Here is an 18,650-nt window from a genome sequence, read left to right as displayed (position 1 = left end):
TCGGAGCGCTCGCTCCTTGGATCAGTCTGCTCGCGTGAAGCGACAGGATCTCTAGTCAGCTGACGGGGAAGGTTCGGCTTTTCCGGCCTTGCTTCACGTGTCGCTTGAGCTTTGACGGCGCGCGATGTGAATGGTTAATCCTGTTCCGATGGTCGGGCTCCCACGGACCGGAGGACGCCGTATGAGCTTTACGCCGCTGCTTGAGGCCGCTCCGGCCATTCCGCTGCACGCCTTCGCTGCCATGGCTGCGTTCGTCCTGGGGATCGTCCAGCTCGCCGCGCCCAAGGGGACGTTGCCGCACCGGGCGCTTGGCTGGGTCTGGGTCGTGCTGATGCTTGTCGTGGCGATCAGCTCCTTTTGGATCCACGGGATCCGGCTGGTCGGGCCATGGGGGCCGATCCATCTGCTCTCGATCTTCGCGCTGGTGATGCTGGTGTCCGGCGTGGTGGCGGCCCGAGCCCGCAATGTCCGCCGCCACAAGATCACGATGATCTCGATTTTCTTCGGCGCTCTCGTGATTGCCGGCCTGTTCACCTTCGTGCCTGGCCGGCTCATGCACGCGGTGGTCTTCGGGCCGTAGCGATGGCTGAATTCGGCTTCCCGCGGCAGTGCCCCTGGCACCCAAAACGGCCCCCGGGAACAGCCTCCTGACAGCCCGGTAAGTCCATGAAAAAACGAAGGGAAAAAGCGCTTCCCGAGACCCTCGCAAGGGTGGTTATCAGGGAGCCGATGCGCTATATGATTCCCAGATAAAACCTCACCGGATTTCCCCTTGGCTGACGACGACAACAAGCCCGGCGACCAGCCGGCGCAACCCTCGGACATTCGTCCCGTTTCGATCTACGAGGAGATGAAGAAGTCCTACCTCGATTACGCGATGAGCGTGATCGTGGCGCGTGCGCTGCCTGATGCGCGCGACGGGTTGAAGCCGGTTCATCGCCGCATCCTCTACTCGATGAACGAGCAGGGGCACACGCCTGACAAGAAGTACGTCAAGTCGGCGCGCGTGGTCGGCGACGTCATCGGTAAGTATCACCCGCACGGCGACCAGTCGATCTACGACGCCATGGTCCGCATGGCGCAGGACTTCTCGATGCGCGTGCCGCTCATCGACGGCCAGGGCAATTTCGGCTCGGTCGACGGCGATCCCCCGGCGGCCTATCGATACACCGAAGCGCGACTGACGAAGTCGGCGTTGGCGCTGCTGGCCGACATCGACAAGGACACCGTCGACTTCCAGCCGAACTACGACAACAACGAAACCGAGCCGTCGGTCCTGCCGGCCAAGTTCCCGAACCTCCTCGTCAACGGCGCGGGCGGCATCGCGGTCGGCATGGCGACCAACATCCCGCCGCACAATCTCGGCGAGGTCATCGACGCCTGCGTCGGGTTGATCGACAACCCTGCGCTCACCATCGACGAGCTCATCAACATCGTGCCGGGACCGGATTTCCCGACCGGCGGCGTCATCCTCGGACGGCAGGGCATCCGCGCCGCCTATCACCTCGGCCGCGGCTCGATCGTCATGCGCGGCAAGGTCGCGATCGAGACCATCCGCAAGGAGCGCGAGGCGATCATCATCACCGAGATTCCCTACCAGGTGAACAAGGCGACGATGGTCGAGCGCATCGCCGAGCTGGTCAAGGAAAAGAAGATCGAGGGTATCGGCGACCTGCGCGATGAATCCGACCGCGAAGGCTACCGCGTCGTCATCGAATTGAAGCGCGACGCTGTGCCTGATGTGGTGCTGAACCAGCTGTACAGGTTCACGCCGCTGCAGACGAGCTTCGGCGTCAACATGGTTGCGCTCGACAGCGGCCGTCCGCGGATCATGCATCTGAAGGACCTGCTGGCGATCTTCGTCGACTTCCGTGAGCGGGTCGTCACGCGGCGCACCAAGTACCTGCTCGCCAAGGCGCGCGATCGTGCGCATATTTTGGTCGGCCTGGCGATCGCGGTCGCCAATATCGACGAGATGATCCGCGTCATCCGGACCTCGCCCGACCCGACCACGGCCCGCGACACCCTGATGTCGCGCGACTGGCCGGCCCGGGATGTCGAGGACATGCTGACGCTGATCGACGATCCTCGCCACCGCATCAGCGAGGACGGCACGATCCGGCTGTCGATGGAGCAGGCGAGGGCCATTCTCGATCTGCGCCTTCAGCGCCTCACCGCACTCGGCCGCGACGAAATCCGCGACGAGCTCGACAAGCTCGCCGGCGAGATCGCCGATTATCTCGACATCCTGCGCTCGCGCGCCCGCGTGCTCGGCATCATCAAGACCGAGCTCGCCGAGGTGAAGGCCGAGTTCGCGACGCCGCGCCGCACCGTCATCATCGAGCAGGAAGGCGAGGTCGAGGACGAGGACCTGATCCAGCGCGAGGACATGGTGGTCACCGTCTCTCACGCCGGCTACGTCAAGCGCGTGCCGCTGTCGGCCTATCGGGCGCAGCGCCGCGGCGGCAAGGGCCGCGCCGGCATGCAGACCCGCGACGAGGATTTTGTCAGCCGGCTCTTTGTCGCATCGACTCATACCCCGGTGCTGTTCTTCTCGTCCCGCGGCCAGGTCTACAAGGAGAAGGTCTGGCGCCTGCCGATGGCCGCGCCGAACGCGCGTGGCAAGGCGATGATCAACATCCTGCCGCTGGAGCAGGGCGAGCGCATCACCACGATCATGCCGCTGCCCGAGGACGAGTCCACCTGGGGCAATCTCGACGTGATGTTCGCCACGACAGGCGGCAACGTCCGGCGCAACAAGCTGTCCGACTTCGTCGATGTCCGCCGCTCCGGCATCATCGCCATGAAGCTTGACGAGGGCGAGGCGATCGTCGACGTGCAGATCTGCACCGAGCATGACGACGTGCTGCTGACCACGGCCGCCGGCCAGTGCATCCGCTTCCGGGTCAGTGACCCTCGACCTGACAAGGATGGCGAGATCAAGGAGCACGGTGTTCGGGTCTTCGGTGGTCGAACCTCGATGGGCGTTCGAGGCATTTCGCTTGAAGATGACAAGGTCATCTCGATGTCGATCTTGCGCCATGTCGAGACCACGTCCGACGAGCGCTCGGCGTATCTGAAGATGCGTCGCGCGGTGGCCGGCGAGGCCGCGGCCGAGGAGCCTACGGTGGATACCGAGGCGGAAGAGACCTCCGGCAACTTCCAGCTCACCCAGGAGCGCTATGCCGAGATGTCGGCAGCCGAGCAAATCGTGCTGACCGTCTCCGTCAACGGCTATGGCAAGCGGACCTCGTCCTACGAGTACCGCACCACCGGCCGCGGCGGCAAAGGCATCGTCGCCATGAGCGTCAACAACCGCAACGGCAATCTGGTCGCGTCTTTCCCGGTTGAAGATGCCGATCAGATCATGCTGGTCACCGACAAGGGCCAGCTGATCCGCTGCCCGGTCGAGGGCATCCGCATCGCCGGCCGCTCGACCCAGGGGGTGATCGTGTTCGACACCGCCGAGGACGAGCACGTCGTCTCGGTCGAGCACATCACGGAAGAGGCCGAGAGCGGCAACGGTGCGAATGGGGATTCAAACGGGGAGTGATACGTCACTCCGCGGAGACTGCGTCCCACCCTCCACTGTCGTCCCGGACAAGCGAAGCGCAGATCCGGGACCCATAGCCACAGGGAGATGTGGTAGCGCGAGATTTGTGATCTCAAGTCGTCGTCAAACCACTTCCTGTGGTTATGGGTCCCCGCGTCCGCGGGGACGACACCGAACGTGTTGCGCGGTCATCGCGCTAAATCTCCAGCTCCGTCCCGAACTCCACCACCTGCTTGGTCGGCACGCCGAAGAACGCGGCTGAGCGTTCGGCGTTGCGCTGGAGGAAGGCGAACACGCCTTCGCGCCAGACCCACATGCCCGGGATGTCTTCACTCGGGATGATGGTCTCGCGGCCGACATAGTAGGTGATGTCTGAGAGGTCGATGCCGGGCAGCTTGCCCTGGCGGCAGGCGAGCTTGAGTCCGTCATAGATCGTCGGGTTCTGCATGAAGCCGTAATGCAGGATCACGCGCGTAATGCCGTGGATGATCTCGATCACCTCGGCGCGCTCTTCGTCGGGGATATGCGGGGATTCCTCGATCAGCACGGTGACGAGGACGATGCGCTCGTGCAGCACGTGGTTGTGCTTGACGAACTGCGTCAGTGCCAGCGGCACGCCGTTGGGCGCCGACGCCAGGAATACGGCGGTGCCGGGCAGTCTGGCGCTGCACTTGTTCACCGCAGTCTCGATCAGGTCCTCCTCGGGCTGACGCAGCTTGCCGCGCGCGACCTCGACCAGCTTCACGCCGCTGCGCCAGGTCAGCATCATGAAGGCGACGAGGGCCGCGAGCAGCAGCGGAAACCAGCCCCCTTCGAACAGCTTGACCGAATTGGCCGAGAAGAAGATCACGTCGATCACGAAGAAGAAGCCGTTGACGGCAATCACGATCCACGGCGAATAGCCCCACTGGATCGCGACGAGGGCGGCGAGCAGTGTGGTGATCGCCATCAGCAGCGACACCGCGATGCCGTAGGCACCCGCGAGCGCGTCCGAGCTGCCGAAGCTCAGGACCGCGCCGAGCGTGGCCGCTGCGAGCAGCCAGTTGACCAGCGGCACGTAGATCTGGCCCATCGCGTCGCTCTGGGTGTGGCGGATCTGCATGCGTGGCAGGAAACCCAGCTGGATCGACTGTTGCGTCAGCGAGAACACGCCGGAGATGATCGCCTGCGAGGCGATCACAGTCGCCACCGTCGAGAAGGCGACCAGCGGGTAGTGCAGGGCGTCGGGGCAGAGCTGGAAGAACGGATTCTCGATCATCGTGGGATCGGTGATCAGGAGCGCGGCCTGGCCGAAATAGTTCAGCACGAGGGCGGGCAGGCAGATCGTAAACCAGGCGAGCCGGATCGGCAGGCGGCCGAAATGCCCCATGTCGGCATACATGGCCTCGCCGCCTGTTACCGCCAGGAAGGCCGCGCCGAGGATCGCGAAGGAGATGTGAAAGTCCTGGTGGATCAGGAAATTGAAGGCATAGAGCGGACTCAGCGCCGCGAGCACGGCCGGCGCCTTCGCAATGCCGTGGATGCCGAGTGCGGCGAGCACGAAAAACCAGGCCAGCATCACCGGCCCGAAGATGCGGCCGATGAAGCCCGTGCCCTGCTTCTGCATCATGAACAGACCGATCAGGATGGCGATGGTCACGGGCACCACCGCAGGCGCCAGCGAGGGCGCGTCGACCTTGAGACCTTCGATGGCGCTGAGCACCGAGATCGCCGGCGTGATCGCGCCGTCGCCGTACAGCAGCGCGGCGCCGACAAGGCCGACGACCAGCAGATGCGCGCGCCATGTGCCGGGCTGGGCGTGGCGAGCATGCAGCAGCGCCAGCAGCGCGACGATGCCGCCTTCGCCGCGATTGTCCGCGCGCAGGATCAGCAACGCATATTTCAGCGAAATGATCAGCAGCAGCGCCCAGAGGATCAGCGAGGCAACGCCCAGGACAGCGTCGTGGCTCAGTGTGCCGCCATGAGCAGCCGCCTTGGCGGCTTCCTTCAGGGCATAGAGGGGGCTGGTGCCGATATCGCCATAGACCACCCCGAGGGCGCCCATGGTCATGGCAATCGGCAGAGGGTCAGGGTGATGGCCGGAAGCGACCGCGGGCGTACTGGACAATGTCGACCCCCCGATGGGATCGCGCCCGGCGGGCCATTCCGACGAGCGCGATGATCACACAGTCTGCGACGGGACGTCGCAAATAGCCAAGGGAATCATCTCGGGGATTATAGGGGGAGCTTTCTGACGCGAAGCTGACAGACCCGACTACGGGGTGCGGTCGGCGGTCACGAGGCGAGCCTCGCGGATGTCGGCCTTGGTGCCGGCTTGGCGCAGGCAGGACGCTTCGAAGTTCGGCCAGGCCTGCTGCGAGCAGTCCTTGCCAATGGTGCGGATATCGAGGCGGTCGCTCTTGGCGAGCGGCTGCGGAACGCTCGCTTCGACGGTCGGAGCGAAGCCGGGAAGGACGGTGAGGGCAGCAGCGACAAACGCGGCAATGCCGATGGCCGAGATGGTCTTGATCATTGACGGTCCCCTGTGATGCGGCCGCTAGCGCCTTGTGTGCGGCCCGTCATTCGTTGGGTGGTTTAGTAACCATGGCCAGTTTCCGGACGTCTTCGCGGACGCCCGAAATGGTTTCGTTCGCGCTCCGTTTTGTTTCGTGGCCGCCCCCAGGACGAAACAAAGGGCTCTGGCCCGGCACGGCCGACGGCACGATTTGCAGGGAAACGGGCGGATACCGGCAAGGAACCTGTCCGGCTTGCCGGGCCGGGCCGGGCGCGGTAGGACGGGGCCATGCCGCGCATTGCCTTCTACCCAGGTTCCTTCGATCCCATCACCAACGGCCATCTGGACGTGGTCCGGAACACTGCCCCGCTGTGCGACAGGCTCGTTGTCGCGATCGGGGTCCATCCCGGCAAGAAACCTTTGTTCTCGACGGAGGAGCGGCTCAAGATGCTCCACGACGTCTGCGGGCCGGTTGCGGCCGCGGCCGGCTGCACGCTCGAGGCTGTGACCTACGACGATCTGGCGGTCTCTGCGGCGCGCAAGCACGGCGCAACCATCATGATTCGGGGCCTGCGCGACGGCACCGACCTCGACTACGAGATGCAGCTCGCCGGCATGAACGGCACCATGGCGCCCGACGTGCAAACCGTCTTCCTGCCGGCCTCTCCGGCGGTCCGCCCGATTACCGGCACATTGGTGCGCCAGATCGCCGGCATGGGCGGCGACGTCTCGGCCTTCGTACCGCCGCTCGTTGCGGCACAGCTCAAGGCAAAATTCGCCGGATAGCGGCGCGTTTCCTCTCATCCTGATCCGGAGTTGTCATGATCCGAATTTTCGCAGTTCTTGCCGCGCTTCTGTTCGCGGTGCCGGCGGTGGCGCAGCAATTGCCGGCGGGCCTCGACAAGGCCAACGCCATCGTCATCGACACCACCAAGGGCCGCATCGTCATCAAGCTGCGGAACGACATTGCGCCCCAGCATGCCGAGCGCATCAAGCAGCTCGCGCGCGAGGGCTATTACAACAACGTGCCGTTCCATCGCGTCATGGACGGCTTCATGGCGCAGACCGGCGACGGCGAAAAATTCAACGGCACCGGCGGCTCGAAATATCCGAACCTGAAGCAGGAATTCTCCAAGGTGCATTTTGGACGCGGCATCGTCGGGATGGCGCGGCGCGGCGACAGCGTCGACAGCGCCAACTCGCAGTTCTTCATCATGTTCGCGGACGGCGGCAGCCTCGATAACCAGTACACCGTGATCGGCGAGGTCGTGCAGGGCATGGACGTCGTCGACAAGCTGAAGAAGGCACCGCCCGGCTCGGCCGGCGGCGCCGTCACCGATCCCGACAAGATGGTGAAGGTCCAGGTCGCCTCCGACATCAAATAGGATGAGATGATGGCGCGTCGCGGCGAAAAGCTTCTGCTGGCTGCCGCGCTGCTGCTGTTTGGCGTCTCCGGCACGGCCGCGGGAGACGCGCAGGTCAACACCATCCAGGACATCTTCCGGCACTTGCGGACCTGCTGGAAGCCGCCACCGCCGGCCAAGGCTCGCCCTATCGACATCACCGTCGTCGTGAGCTTTAACCGGTCCGGAAACATTTTGGGCCATCCGAGGATTTCCTATGAGTCCGCGGAGGCCTCCGACGATGACCGGCTGCAATACCGGATCGCGGTGATGGAGGCGTTGCAACGCTGCACGCCGATGCCATTTACCGATGCAATGGCCGGCGCCGCCGCGGGACGTCCATTCGCGATCCAGTTCCGTAGCCGTAGGACTTCACCCCCAACGCAAGAGAGACGAGCATGAGCGCCACCGAAAACACCCTGATCCTCGAGACCACGCAGGGCCCCGTTACCATCGAGATGCGGCCCGATCTCGCGCCCGGCCATGTCGCGCGCATCAAGGAACTGGTCCGCGAGGGCTTCTACGACGGCATCGTGTTCCACCGCGTGATCGAGGGCTTCATGGCGCAGACCGGCTGCCCGCAGGGGACCGGCACCGGCGGCTCCGGCAAGAAGCTGAAGGCCGAGTTCAACAAGGAGCCGCATGTGCGCGGCACCACCTCGATGGCCCGCGCCGCCAGCCCCGATTCCGGCGACAGCCAGTTCTTCATCTGCTTCGACGACGCCCGCTTCCTCGACAACCAGTACACGGTGTGGGGCAAGGTCACCGAGGGCATGGAGAACGTCGACAAGATCAAGCGCGGCGAGCCCGTGCAGAACCCCGACAAGATCGTCAAGGCGCGGATGGCGGCGGACGCGAAGTAAGCGCTCGCCCCTCATCCTGAGGAGCGCGGAACGCGCGTCTCGAAGGATGCAGGCCCCACTGCTGCAGCTCGGCCTTCATGGTTCGCACGGCGATGCGAAGCATCGTCCGGAGACGGCGCTAGTGCGCCTCCTCACCATGAGGGTCCAGCTGTGTCGCGCCAGGCCCAATTATGCGCACCGATCTCTTCGATTTCGATCTGCCCGCCGAGCGCATCGCGTTGCGCCCGGCGAGCCCGCGCGACTCCGCGCGCCTCCTGGTCGTGGAAAAGGGCGCGCTGCGCGACCAGATCATCTCCGACCTGCCGCAATGGCTGAAGGCGGGCGACCAGCTCGTCGTCAACGACACCAGGGTGATCGCGGCGCAATTGAAGGGTCGCCGCATCGGCCGCGAGACCGAGCCGAAGATCGAGGCGACGCTGATCAAGCGCCTCGACGGCTCGCGCTGGCAGGCGCTGGTGAAGCCGGCGAAGAAGCTCACAGCCGGCGATCGCATCCGCTTCGGCAACGAGGGCAAGGTCTGCCTGCTCGGCCATCTCGACGCCGAGGTCGAGGCCAAGGGCGCGGAGGGCGAGGTGACGTTGTCGTTCTCGTTCCACGGACCTGCGCTCGACCAGGCCATCGCCGATCTCGGCAGTCCGCCGCTGCCGCCCTACATCGCCTCCAAGCGCACGCCTGATGACCAGGACCTCGCCGACTACCAGACCATGTTCGCGGCGAATGAAGGTGCCGTTGCCGCTCCCACCGCGGGTCTGCATTTCACTCCCGCGCTGGAGCAGGCGCTGCACGCGCGCGGCGTCGGCATCAACCGCGTCACGCTGCATGTCGGGGCAGGGACGTTCCTGCCGGTGAAGGTGGACGACACCGAAGGCCACAAGATGCACGCCGAGTGGGGCACGATCTCGGCCGAGACGGCGGCGCAGCTCAATACCGCGCGGAAGAACGGCGGCCGCATCATCGCCGTCGGCACCACGTCACTGCGGTTGCTTGAAAGCGCGGCCAGCGAGGACGGGACGATCCAGCCGTTTGCGGCCGAGACCTCGATCTTCATCACCCCCGGCTATCGCTTCCGCGCCGTCGATATCTTGCTGACCAACTTCCACTTGCCGAAGTCGACGCTGTTCATGCTGGTGTCGGCCTTCTCCGGGCTCGAGACAATGCAGCAGGCCTATGCGCATGCGATCGCGAGCAGCTACCGGTTCTATTCGTACGGGGATGCGTGCTTGCTGTTCAGGGCAGAGCCGTAGGGTGGGTTAGCCGTCAGGCGTAACCCACCACTTCTCTATACGCGTCGACAGCAAGGAGGTGGATTACGCCTTCGGCTAATCCACCCTACGTATCTTCCGTTACGCCATCACCCGCTGCGGCAGCAGCTCCGCGATCTGCACCGCGTTGAGCGCGGCGCCCTTGAGCAGCTGATCGGCCGCCACGAACATCGAGATCGAATGACCGCTGGGATCGCTGAGATCCTTGCGGATGCGGCCGACCAGGACGTCGTCCTGGCCCGAGGCGTCGATCGGCATCGGGAAGTAGTTCTTCGCGCGGTCGTCGACGACCTTCACGCCGGGCGCCTGGGCCATGATGGCGCGGACCTGGTCCTCGCTGATCGGCTTCTCACATTCGAAGGTGATGGCCTCGCAATGGGCCCGCAGCACCGGCACGCGGACGCAGGTGACGCCGATCGCGATGTTCTCGTCCTCGAAGATCTTGCGGGTCTCCTTGATGACCTTGGTCTCTTCGTCGTTGTAGCCGGTGTCGGGGTCGATCGCCGTGTTGTGGTTGAACAGGTTGAAGGCGTAGGGGTGCGGCATCACCTTCGGCGTATAGACCTGCCCGTTGAGATTGGCGCGGGTGGACTCGACGAGCTCCTCCATCGCGGCGGCGCCGGCGCCGGAGGCGGCCTGGTAGGTCGAGATGATCACGCGCTTGATGCGGTTCTTCTGGTGGATCGGCCAGAGCGGCACCAGCGCGGTGATCGCGGCGCAGTTCGGGTTGGCGATGATGCCCTTGTGGTCGCGGATGCGGCTGCCGTTGACCTCGGGGATCACCAGCGGCACGTTCGGGTCCATGCGGAAGGCGGAGGAGTTGTCGACCACGACGGCGCCGGCCTTGACGGCGATCGGCGCGTACTTCTTCGAGATGCTGCCGCCGGCCGAGAACAGCGCGATGTCGACGCCCTCGAACGCGCGCTCGGTCAGTTCCTCGATGACGACATCCTTGCCCCGGAACGACACCGTCTTGCCGGCCGAGCGGGCGCTGGCCAGCGCCTTGAGCTTGCCGACGCGAAAGCCGCGCTTGTCCATGGTGGCGATGAATTCGGCGCCCACCGCACCGGTGACGCCGACAATCGCGACGACGGGATCGTTACTCACTTTGTCCTCCATTGCGTTGAAATCCAGACAACAAAAAAGCCCCGGACCATCGAGGGCGGGGCTTCGGTAGAGCTGATGCGTTTTAGTCGACGACTACACGCGCACGCCTCCCCGGGCCCCGAAGGCCGTGGTGGTTTTGGTCGTGCGTTTGGTGGTCGTGAACATGGCGGCGACTTATGCGGGAGAGTCTTGCGCCCGTCAATGGCTTTTCGGCGGGATTGTGGCCGCGGGCGGGACCTGCGTTCCTTGGCGTTACTTGGCCCGGGCGCCCGGCGGCTCCAGCAGGACCTCCTTGAGGTTATCGCCGCTGATGACGACAATCGCGAAATTCAGCCGGCCGCGTTCGCGCACAAGTCCGCCGCTGATCGCCTTGCCTGAGGCCGCACGTTCGGCGACGTGCACGGCATCCGCAAGGCGGTGCTTGATGGCACCGAGCGCTGCGAGGTTGCTACGGTCGTCGAGATCGAGCTCGGCGAGGGGGAGGGCGGCTTCCCCGCCGACCAGCTCGCCGGTCGCGGCATTGATGGTGTGGCGCCAGATGCGGTCGTTGTGCAGGGTCTTCACCCGGTAGACCGGTACGCCGGAGGCGCCGTCGAAACTCACATCCGCCGTCGTGGCGCCGGCATGACGGGCTTCCGCGATCGCCATGGCCTGGCTGATCGAGATCGACGAGCTGCGGAAGCGCTCGATCTCGCGGCTGACCGCTTGGCGGTCCGCTTCGGCATCACCATCTGTGTCGCCGTGGAGCGCGGTCGGCGTGCCCGTGGTGACGATCGCCTGCGCCGGCCCAGCGAGGAGCAGTGCGGGCAAGGCGATCGCAAGCAGTCGTGAGGTCCATCGTTTGGCTGTCGTCATGCTCGAAACCCTCGGCCAGCGAGTGTGCCGGATGATCGTAAAGAATTCGCGGCCGGCCTTGGGCATCGGCCGGCCGCGGAGCGACGCAACGGGCTGTACCCGTTGCGGCGATCGAAGCGGTACGGACCTCTTTGGGGCTGGTGAAAAAGCGGTCCGTATCGCCCTATAATTAAACCATACCGTATCGTTTTGTTTTGGTCAATGGAGCGGGCGTGTCCCCGCGGGGGATAGATCGCGATCTCACGGAATTGTCAGCGGGACGGGCGCCGGCGCTGCGGACCTTTTGCGGCGCCCTGGATGCGGTCCGCGGGTCCCAGCGCACCGGCCAGGAACAGCTTGATCGCCGCGCGCATGCGCTTTTCCGCGGCCTTCAGCTCGAGCGCCATTCCGAACGTCGCCATGCGGTGGGTGTGACCGACGACGACGTCGAGAAAGACTTCCGCTGCGATCGTGGTGTCGTCGACGTCGAGCGCGCCCTGCGCCACCAGATGGTCGAAGAAGCGCGCCGTGGTGGCGACGGCCTTGAGCCAGCCTTCCTCCTTGCCGAGCTTGGCGACGTCGGGGAAGTTGATGGCCTGCGACGTCATCATGCGGCTGAACGCGACGGCGTCGGGCCCGCAGGTGAAGGTCAGCATCTCGCGCCCGATCTCGACCAGCCGCTGCTCGACCGAAATATCCGAGGCGCTGCTGAGCTGCGTCTCGGCGGCCGCCGACAGCGGCGCGAGCCAGCGCTCGATTTCGCGCCTCAGCACGGCGGCAAACAGGCCGCGCTTGTCGCCATAACGGGAATAGACGGTGGGCTTGCTGACGCGGGCCGCTTCCGCGACCGCATCGAGGGAGGTCGCGTCAAAACCGCGATCCAGGAACAGACGGGTTGCGACCTCGATCAGCCGCTGGTCGCGCTCGATCGCGGCTGTCTTGGTCGGCCGGCCGCCGCGCGATTTCGGCACCTCGCGCCGTGGCGCAGCGGTTCTGGTCCTGGTCGCAGTCAATCCCATGCCCAATGATTCCTGCGCGTCTTTGATGGTCGACATTCGCTCTATATCGCGCAGGAGCGGAGGCGTCATCGCGAATCTGGCCGAATTGGCCGTATCGTCAACGATTTCAGCAAGGCCTCGTTCCGTCACGAGGGATCACGGAAGCGTCGACGTCCAGGCCTGGCCGGACGCGGCCTTCTCATATCCGTACTGATAAAGCGCCCGCATATAGGCGGTGTCGAACCCTTCCGAGGGCGGCGCGGGATAATCGCGCGCGATGTAGGAGAGATGAAAGCCGAGGCGGTTGCGCTTGGCGAAATCATAGGTCGAGAAGATGATCGACCGCGTCTGCGACTGGGTGATCGACGACAGGCTGCGCGAGGCGACGTCGATGGTGCTGTTGGACACCAGCTCGAAGTTGCGCTCGATCTTCTTGTTGACGAGGATGTAGATGTTCATCCGCGCGTTGCCGGGCAGGCGGTCCTGGGAGAACAGGGCTTCCGGCAGCGTCAGCACCGGTGCGGTCACACCGCCGTCGACATGCATCTCCTGAAATCTGCGGCCCTGGCCTTCGGCGTCGATCATGATAGGCGGAAACACCAGCGGAATGCTGGCGGAGGCCGCCATCACGTCGCGAAACAGTTTTAGCGCCTCGGGTGTTCCGACCGCTGCGATCTTGCCCATGTCCCAGATGGCGGTCCGCTGGGTGTCGAGATCGGTGGTCACCACCAGCAGTTTTCGGCCCTTGGCGTTCTCGCGCGCCACCTGCGCCAGGATGTCAGGTCCGACATAGCGGGCGACGAGCTCGCGCAGCCGCGTGTTGCCGAACAGGCCGGATCCGAACAGCACGCGCATGATGCTGGGATCGTTCAGGAGGCTCTCGGCGATGCCGCTGGTGTAGACCTCCTTCAGCGTGTCGTCGTATTGCGAGCCGAGGAACGCGAACGGCGCGATCAGGCCACCGGTGCTCACGCCCGAGACGACCGAGAAGGTCGGACGGGTGCGTGCCGTGGTCCAGCCGTTGAGCACGCCGACGCCATAGGCACCGTCGGCGCCGCCGCCGGAGAGTGCCAGATAGGACTTCGTCGCGGTGCTGGTGTCCTTCTCGAAGCTGAATTTCGTGACGGGTTCGTCGGCATAGCGGCGCAAGCCGTCGATATCGAGCACGCGCGATGTGCTGGCCTCGGCGGCCGTATAGGGCGTGCGGGGCAGGGAGGTGCAGGCGCCCAGCGCCAGGCTGCACGTCAAAGCGAGGAAGCCGATCAGGCGGGCGGCTGTCCGTCTTGTCCGGCCGCGTGCGGGGCCGGAGACGTCGGTCGAACATGAAGCGGAGGGCATCGTCGGTGGCTGGCGATCACGCATGTACTGCCGCCGGCAAATCTCGCCGCAGCATCTCGTCCAGCCCCCACGAAGAAACTACACTGTATCGTTTTATTTTGCAAGGTGTCGCGGACATCAAGTCCGCGTCAAATGTGTCCCAGTCTGAGGCATCGTGCGCCCGAGCGGGTTGATCGTCCCTGCCCGACACGCAATAAGCACGCCCATGAATCTACCCAATCATTTCGAACTGCTCGCCACCGATGGCGCCGCGCGCACCGGCCGCCTGACCACGCCGCATGGCGTGGTGCGGACGCCGGCCTTCATGCCGGTCGGAACCGCTGGGGCCATGAAGGGCATGCACTGGCGCGAGGTGCGCGAGGCCGGCGCCGACATCGTCCTCGGCAACACCTATCATCTGATGCTGCGGCCCGGCGCCGAGCGGATCTCGGCGCTCGGCGGCCTGCAGCGGTTCACCGGCTGGAACGGGCCGATGCTGACGGATTCGGGCGGCTTCCAGGTGATGTCGCTGTCGGACCTGCGCAAGGTCACCGAGAACGCCGTCACCTTCCGCTCGCATATCGACGGCGCCAAGGTCGAGCTGTCGCCGGAGCGGTCGATCGAGGTGCAGCGCTTCCTCGGCTCCGACATCGCCATGCAGATGGACGAATGCGTGCGGCTGCCGGCGGGGCGCGACGACATCGAGCGGGCGATGCGGCTGTCGCTGCGCTGGGCCGAGCGCAGCAAGCGTGCATTCGAGAGTGCGCCCGACGGCTACATGCTGTTCGGCATCGTGCAGGGCGGCGACGTGCCGCAGCTTCGTCATGCCAGCGCCGAAGGCCTCGTCGAGATCGGCTTCCACGGCTATGCGATCGGCGGCCTTGCCGTCGGCGAGCCGCAGGCGGTGATGCTGGCGATGATCGACGAGACCGCGCCGGCATTGCCGACAGAGCGGCCGCGCTATCTGATGGGCGTGGGCACGCCCGACGACATTCTCGAAGCGGTGAAGCGAGGCATCGACATGTTCGATTGCGTGATGCCGACGCGCAATGGCCGGCACGGGGTTGCCTTCACCCGCTTCGGCCAGGTCAATTTGCGCAACGCGCGACACGCCGACGATCCACGTCCGCTCGATGAAGAGAGTTCCTGGCCGTCGGCACGCAACTACGCGCGAGCCTATCTGCACCATCTCGTCAAGGCCGGCGAGACGCTGGGGGCGATGCTGCTGTCCGAGATCAATGTCGCCTACTACCAGTTCCTGATGCAGGGCATCAGGGACGCGATCGCACGAGGAATGTTCGAAGAGTTCTATCAGCGTACGCGCGAGGACTGGGCGAGGGGCGACATCGCCCCGCGCTAGTTGCAGATCAATCGCTGCTTGACGGCGTGCTTGGTCACGAAGCCGTAACCGCAGGTGTCGCAGGTCCAGAGATAGCTGATCACCTGGTCGGAGATGTAGGCGGAGGCTTCGGCGGCGACCATCGAGTCGGCGCAGACAGGACAAGTGGGCAAATCACTGCAACGCGGAGCGCGGTGATGTGCGACGGTCGACAACACTTCAGCAACTGCTGACATCGTGGTGACCTCTCTGCTCTGAGACCTAAGTCTAACATAAGCAGAATCAGTTGACGAGGTCGCAACACAAATGCGTTGGTTTTCTGATAATTACGGCTCACGTGATTTTGCGATGCAGCGTATTTAACATGTGCCGCATTGTCGCCTGCGTGTCATCTCAAGCTGTCCGTAACTGCGCAAGAGACGCTACGGAAACGTAAATTGTCGCCACAGGGAGTTCATCATGGACGCATCGTCCAATACGAGTGCAGCGCACCAGCCCGGCCGCGGCCGGATCTACTCTTCGATCGTCGAGGCTTTTGGCGACACGCCGATCGTGCGCTTGCAGCGGCTGCCGGGCATGCACGGCGTGAACGCGACGATTTTGGCAAAGCTTGAATATTTCAATCCCGCCGCGAGCGTGAAGGATCGCATCGGCGCGGCCATGATCATCGCCATGGAGAAGGCCGGTATCGTCAAGCCTGACACCGTGCTGATCGAGCCGACCTCCGGCAATACCGGCATCGCGCTTGCGTTCGTTGCCGCCTCGCGCGGCTACCGGCTCAAGCTGGTGATGCCGGAATCGATGTCGATCGAACGGCGCAAGATGCTGGCCTTCCTCGGCGCAGAGCTGGTGCTGACGCCGGCGGCACAGGGCATGAAGGGCGCGATCGCGACCGCCGAGGAGCTCCTGAAGACCACGCCGAACTCGGTCATGCCGCAGCAGTTCAAGAACCTCGCCAATCCCGAGGTGCACCGTCGCACCACCGCGGAGGAGATCTGGAACGACACCGCCGGCAACATCGATTTCTTCGTCGCCGGCGTCGGCACCGGCGGCACCATCACCGGCGTCGGCCAGGTGCTGAAGCCGCGGAAGGCCTCCTTGCGCATCGTCGCGGTCGAGCCGGAAGAAAGCCCGGTGCTGTCAGGCGGCCAGCACACGCCGCACAAGATCCAGGGAATCGGCGCGGGCTTCGTACCCGACATTCTCGACCGCTCCGTGATCGACGAGATCGTGACGATCAACTCGACGACCGCGATCGAGACCTCTCGCGCGCTGGCGCGGCATGAAGGCATTCCCGGCGGCATCTCCTCGGGCGCTGCGATCGCGGCGGCGCTCCAGATCGGCAAGCGGCCGGAAGCTGCGGGAAAAACCATCCTGGCAGTGGTGCCGTCCTTCTCCGAGCGGTATCTTTCGACGGCTCTGTTTGAGGGAATCTAGGACATGGCGGATCAACCACCGAGGCGGCCGCGGACATTGGGCGATGCGCGCACCGAAGCCGAGGCGGCGTTCAAGAAGGTGACCGCCAAGGTCGCCGCGGCGCCGCCGAAGCAGAACGTGGCGCCGGGGATCAAGGAGCAGGTCAGTTTGCGCATCGACCAGGACGTGCTGGAGTTCTTCCAGGAGGGCGGACCGGGCTGGCAGGACCGCATCAACGAGGCGCTGCGCAAGGCGGCGGGGAAGTAGGCTCTCCCCCTCATGGTAAGGAGGCGCGTCACGCTGTCTCGGACCATGGAAGGCCACGCCGCTGCATCCGGGCCTTTCATCCCTTCCAGACGCTTGCTTCGCAAGCTCCTCAGGATGAGGAGTTGGCAACGAAAAAAGCCCGGCTCGCGCCGGGCTTTTTGTATCCGCGATCCAGTCTCGCCTCAGCGGCGGAACATGCCGCCCATCATGCCGCCGACGACACCACCGACGAAGGCCGCGCCGGCAGCATCGCCGGGGTTGCTGCGGGGAGCTGGTGCGGGCGCGGGCGCGCTGCCCGCGGGGGCGCTGGCGGCACGCCGGGCCGCCTTCTGGCTGCTATCGCTTGCGGTCGCCGGCGCGGCCACGACCTCGGAGAGCAGGGCCTTGTGCTGCGGCTTATTGAGGTAGCCTGACGAGGGATAGCCGCGCGCGGCCTGCCAGCGTTTGATCACCGACCGGGTGTCATCGCTGAAGGCGCCGGTCTGTTTGGTGTCGAAGCCGAGCCCGGTGAGGCGGCGCTGCACGTCGCGGCGCTGGTTCTTGTCGAGGCCGATCTGATCCTCGGTGAGCTGGCTGGCCTCATCGGTAAAGGCTGCGGGGTCGACGCCAGCATTGAGGGTGCGAGTCGCGGTCGAGGGGCCGCTCTTGATCGCAGCGAGTCGCGCCAGCGCCAGCGCCTTGAACTGGCCGTTCGGATAGGCGGCGAGATAGGCGTTGAGCTCTTCCGGCTTGTTGGACTCCTTCACGGAGCGCCAGTACTCGAGCTCGACGCCATCAGAGCCGTTGGTGGCGGCAGCCGCGGGAATGCTGCCAGCCGCGGTCGGCGCCGCATTGGCCACCTGTGTCTGCTGCGAGGGGTTGAGATACACCGCGCCGATCAGGTTGGTGTGGCCCCAGGGAAGCTGGCCCTTGCGGGTCTCCTCGTTGACCTGGGCGCGCACCGACGTCATCGCCTGCTGGATCTCGACGCCGGGCTTGGTGATGTTGTCGATCAGCGCGCGGGTGAACGGGCTGTTGTTGCCTTCCTGGCCGTCGAGCGCGGTCTGGCCCGGGCCGGTGGCAAACGCGATCAGCGTGCCTTCGCCCGACTTCATCTCGGCAAGGCCGCTCTGCACGTTGACGCTGCGGGTCGCCGAGTTCGACTTGATCTTGGCGGCGAACGGATTGTCGCGGCAGGCATCGAGGAAGACGAGCTTGACCTTGGCGTCGCCCATGGTCTGCTCGAGCGTCAGGTCGATATTGATGGCGGCCCCTAACTTGACGTCCATCTCCGACTTGATGTCGGCGTCGACGGGCAGGAGATAGTTGCTGCCGCCGACGGCGATGCCGTGGCCGGCGTAATAGAACACTGCGACATCCGAGCCCTGCGCCTTGCGGCCGAAGTCCAGCAGCTTCTCCGTCATCTGGTCGCGGCTGAGGTTGGATCCCTCGATCACCTCGAAGCCGACATTGCGCAACGTCGCCGCCATCGCCTTGGCGTCGATCGGCGGGTTCGGCAATTGCGCGACGTTCTTGTAGGAGCCGTTGCCGACGACGAAAGCGACACGGCGGTCGGCGTTCGCGGCGCTGACTGACAGTGCCATGCACATCAGCGAAGCGAGCAGAGTGAGAGTGCGCATCTGAAATCCCCAACAGAATCGAATTGCAGGCAGCAACAAATTGGCAACGAACCTACACGAAGTGCCCGACTTCGCGCCACCAAAACGGCAGTACGTCGCATTCAACCCGCTGCTGTGTGGCCGAATGTGCACGATGGAACGCCCCTCGAACGTGATCCAAATCACACGGCCACTTCGT

General features: G+C 64.9%; 18 protein-coding genes. 10 read left to right on the top strand and 8 right to left on the bottom strand.

Going from position 1 to position 18,650, the window contains the following annotated elements:
- Nucleotides 1–181 precede the first annotated feature (181 nt).
- Nucleotides 182–580 (top strand): DUF2306 domain-containing protein, encoded by a 399-nt coding sequence (locus NLM25_RS24175; protein ID WP_254119692.1) that lies wholly within the window; start codon nt 182–184, stop codon nt 578–580.
- A 192-nt stretch (nt 581–772) separates the two neighbouring features.
- Nucleotides 773–3,553 carry a DNA gyrase subunit A gene (gene gyrA, locus NLM25_RS24170; RefSeq protein WP_254138645.1) on the top strand — a complete coding sequence of 927 codons (2,781 nt, stop codon included), beginning with the start codon at nt 773–775 and terminating at the stop codon, nt 3,551–3,553.
- 196 nt (nt 3,554–3,749) lie between these two features.
- Here the strand turns inward: gyrA and NLM25_RS24165 are convergent, their stop codons facing one another.
- Nucleotides 3,750–5,603, bottom strand: a complete 1,854-nt coding sequence (locus tag NLM25_RS24165) for a potassium transporter Kup (RefSeq protein ID WP_254141255.1) — start codon at nt 5,601–5,603, stop codon at nt 3,750–3,752.
- A gap of 204 nt (nt 5,604–5,807) precedes the next feature.
- Nucleotides 5,808–6,065, bottom strand: a complete 258-nt coding sequence (locus tag NLM25_RS24160; protein ID WP_254138644.1) for a hypothetical protein — start codon at nt 6,063–6,065, stop codon at nt 5,808–5,810.
- 270 nt (nt 6,066–6,335) lie between these two features.
- On the opposite strand from NLM25_RS24160, the gene coaD reads away from it, so the two are divergent.
- From coaD to queA, 5 genes are all read left to right on the top strand, one after another.
- Nucleotides 6,336–6,833, top strand: coding sequence for a pantetheine-phosphate adenylyltransferase (gene coaD / locus NLM25_RS24155; protein WP_254138643.1), 498 nt, complete (start codon nt 6,336–6,338; stop codon nt 6,831–6,833).
- A gap of 35 nt (nt 6,834–6,868) precedes the next feature.
- Nucleotides 6,869–7,432 (top strand): peptidylprolyl isomerase, encoded by a 564-nt coding sequence (locus NLM25_RS24150; RefSeq protein ID WP_254138642.1) that lies wholly within the window; start codon nt 6,869–6,871, stop codon nt 7,430–7,432.
- Between the two features lie 9 nt (nt 7,433–7,441).
- Nucleotides 7,442–7,852: a hypothetical protein gene (locus NLM25_RS24145; protein ID WP_254141254.1), complete on the top strand. Its 411-nt coding sequence runs from the start codon at nt 7,442–7,444 to the stop codon at nt 7,850–7,852.
- A complete protein-coding gene (locus tag NLM25_RS24140) occupies nt 7,849–8,313 on the top strand; it encodes a peptidylprolyl isomerase (RefSeq protein WP_254119682.1) in 465 nt (154 codons plus the stop codon). The genes NLM25_RS24145 and NLM25_RS24140 overlap by 4 nt, the downstream gene beginning before the upstream one ends.
- Before the next feature lie 170 nt (nt 8,314–8,483).
- Nucleotides 8,484–9,557: a tRNA preQ1(34) S-adenosylmethionine ribosyltransferase-isomerase QueA gene (gene queA, locus NLM25_RS24135; protein WP_254138641.1), complete on the top strand. Its 1,074-nt coding sequence runs from the start codon at nt 8,484–8,486 to the stop codon at nt 9,555–9,557.
- Between the two features lie 99 nt (nt 9,558–9,656).
- On the opposite strand, the gene NLM25_RS24130 is transcribed toward queA, so the two are convergent.
- From NLM25_RS24130 to NLM25_RS24115, 4 genes are all read right to left on the bottom strand, one after another.
- Entirely contained in the window at nt 9,657–10,694 is a 1,038-nt protein-coding gene (locus tag NLM25_RS24130; protein WP_254138640.1) for an aspartate-semialdehyde dehydrogenase, read from the bottom strand.
- 240 nt (nt 10,695–10,934) lie between these two features.
- On the bottom strand, nt 10,935–11,537 hold the full coding sequence (locus NLM25_RS24125; protein WP_254138639.1) for a PepSY domain-containing protein: 603 nt from the start codon (nt 11,535–11,537) through the stop codon (nt 10,935–10,937).
- Nucleotides 11,538–11,788: 251 nt separating this feature from the next.
- Nucleotides 11,789–12,535: a TetR/AcrR family transcriptional regulator gene (locus NLM25_RS24120; protein ID WP_254141253.1), complete on the bottom strand. Its 747-nt coding sequence runs from the start codon at nt 12,533–12,535 to the stop codon at nt 11,789–11,791.
- 135 nt (nt 12,536–12,670) lie between these two features.
- Nucleotides 12,671–13,876, bottom strand: a complete 1,206-nt coding sequence (locus tag NLM25_RS24115) for a patatin-like phospholipase family protein (protein ID WP_254138638.1) — start codon at nt 13,874–13,876, stop codon at nt 12,671–12,673.
- 181 nt (nt 13,877–14,057) lie between these two features.
- On the opposite strand from NLM25_RS24115, the gene tgt reads away from it, so the two are divergent.
- Nucleotides 14,058–15,191, top strand: coding sequence for a tRNA guanosine(34) transglycosylase Tgt (gene tgt / locus NLM25_RS24110; RefSeq protein WP_254119672.1), 1,134 nt, complete (start codon nt 14,058–14,060; stop codon nt 15,189–15,191).
- Here tgt and NLM25_RS24105 read toward each other — a convergent pair.
- Entirely contained in the window at nt 15,188–15,406 is a 219-nt protein-coding gene (locus NLM25_RS24105) for a hypothetical protein (protein ID WP_254119670.1), read from the bottom strand. The two genes, tgt and NLM25_RS24105, sit on opposite strands and share 4 nt — an antisense overlap.
- Nucleotides 15,407–15,629: 223 nt before the next feature.
- On the opposite strand from NLM25_RS24105, the gene cysK reads away from it, so the two are divergent.
- On the top strand, nt 15,630–16,607 hold the full coding sequence (gene cysK / locus NLM25_RS24100) for a cysteine synthase A (protein ID WP_254119668.1): 978 nt from the start codon (nt 15,630–15,632) through the stop codon (nt 16,605–16,607).
- A gap of 3 nt (nt 16,608–16,610) precedes the next feature.
- Nucleotides 16,611–16,853 carry a BrnA antitoxin family protein gene (locus NLM25_RS24095; RefSeq protein ID WP_254119666.1) on the top strand — a complete coding sequence of 81 codons (243 nt, stop codon included), beginning with the start codon at nt 16,611–16,613 and terminating at the stop codon, nt 16,851–16,853.
- A gap of 182 nt (nt 16,854–17,035) precedes the next feature.
- Here NLM25_RS24095 and NLM25_RS24090 read toward each other — a convergent pair whose 3' ends face one another.
- Nucleotides 17,036–18,472, bottom strand: a complete 1,437-nt coding sequence (locus NLM25_RS24090; RefSeq protein ID WP_254119664.1) for a caspase family protein — start codon at nt 18,470–18,472, stop codon at nt 17,036–17,038.
- Nucleotides 18,473–18,650: the final 178 nt, after the last annotated feature.

The sequence above is a fragment of the Bradyrhizobium sp. CCGB01 genome (assembly GCF_024199795.1).
Classification (GTDB): Bacteria; Pseudomonadota; Alphaproteobacteria; order Rhizobiales; family Xanthobacteraceae; genus Bradyrhizobium.
Note: the sequence above shows the minus strand (reverse complement) of the source record. Positions and strands in the feature narration are given on the sequence as shown.

Excerpts from the sequence above, each read along its gene's own strand:
- NLM25_RS24175 (WP_254119692.1), top strand. The coding sequence starts at position 182 with ATGAGCTTTACGCCGCTGCTTGAGGCCGCTCCGGCCATTCCGCTGCAC.
- NLM25_RS24165 (WP_254141255.1), bottom strand. The coding sequence starts at position 5,603 with ATGACCATGGGCGCCCTCGGGGTGGTCTATGGCGATATCGGCACCAGC.
- NLM25_RS24160 (WP_254138644.1), bottom strand. The coding sequence starts at position 6,065 with ATGATCAAGACCATCTCGGCCATCGGCATTGCCGCGTTTGTCGCTGCT.
- coaD (WP_254138643.1), top strand. The coding sequence starts at position 6,336 with ATGCCGCGCATTGCCTTCTACCCAGGTTCCTTCGATCCCATCACCAAC.
- NLM25_RS24150 (WP_254138642.1), top strand. The coding sequence starts at position 6,869 with ATGATCCGAATTTTCGCAGTTCTTGCCGCGCTTCTGTTCGCGGTGCCG.
- NLM25_RS24145 (WP_254141254.1), top strand. The coding sequence starts at position 7,442 with ATGGCGCGTCGCGGCGAAAAGCTTCTGCTGGCTGCCGCGCTGCTGCTG.
- NLM25_RS24140 (WP_254119682.1), top strand. The coding sequence starts at position 7,849 with ATGAGCGCCACCGAAAACACCCTGATCCTCGAGACCACGCAGGGCCCC.
- queA (WP_254138641.1), top strand. The coding sequence starts at position 8,484 with ATGCGCACCGATCTCTTCGATTTCGATCTGCCCGCCGAGCGCATCGCG.
- NLM25_RS24130 (WP_254138640.1), bottom strand. The coding sequence starts at position 10,694 with ATGGAGGACAAAGTGAGTAACGATCCCGTCGTCGCGATTGTCGGCGTC.
- NLM25_RS24125 (WP_254138639.1), bottom strand. The coding sequence starts at position 11,537 with ATGACGACAGCCAAACGATGGACCTCACGACTGCTTGCGATCGCCTTG.
- NLM25_RS24120 (WP_254141253.1), bottom strand. The coding sequence starts at position 12,535 with ATGGGATTGACTGCGACCAGGACCAGAACCGCTGCGCCACGGCGCGAG.
- NLM25_RS24115 (WP_254138638.1), bottom strand. The coding sequence starts at position 13,876 with ATGCGTGATCGCCAGCCACCGACGATGCCCTCCGCTTCATGTTCGACC.
- tgt (WP_254119672.1), top strand. The coding sequence starts at position 14,058 with ATGAATCTACCCAATCATTTCGAACTGCTCGCCACCGATGGCGCCGCG.
- NLM25_RS24105 (WP_254119670.1), bottom strand. The coding sequence starts at position 15,406 with ATGTCAGCAGTTGCTGAAGTGTTGTCGACCGTCGCACATCACCGCGCT.
- cysK (WP_254119668.1), top strand. The coding sequence starts at position 15,630 with ATGGACGCATCGTCCAATACGAGTGCAGCGCACCAGCCCGGCCGCGGC.
- NLM25_RS24095 (WP_254119666.1), top strand. The coding sequence starts at position 16,611 with ATGGCGGATCAACCACCGAGGCGGCCGCGGACATTGGGCGATGCGCGC.
- NLM25_RS24090 (WP_254119664.1), bottom strand. The coding sequence starts at position 18,472 with ATGCGCACTCTCACTCTGCTCGCTTCGCTGATGTGCATGGCACTGTCA.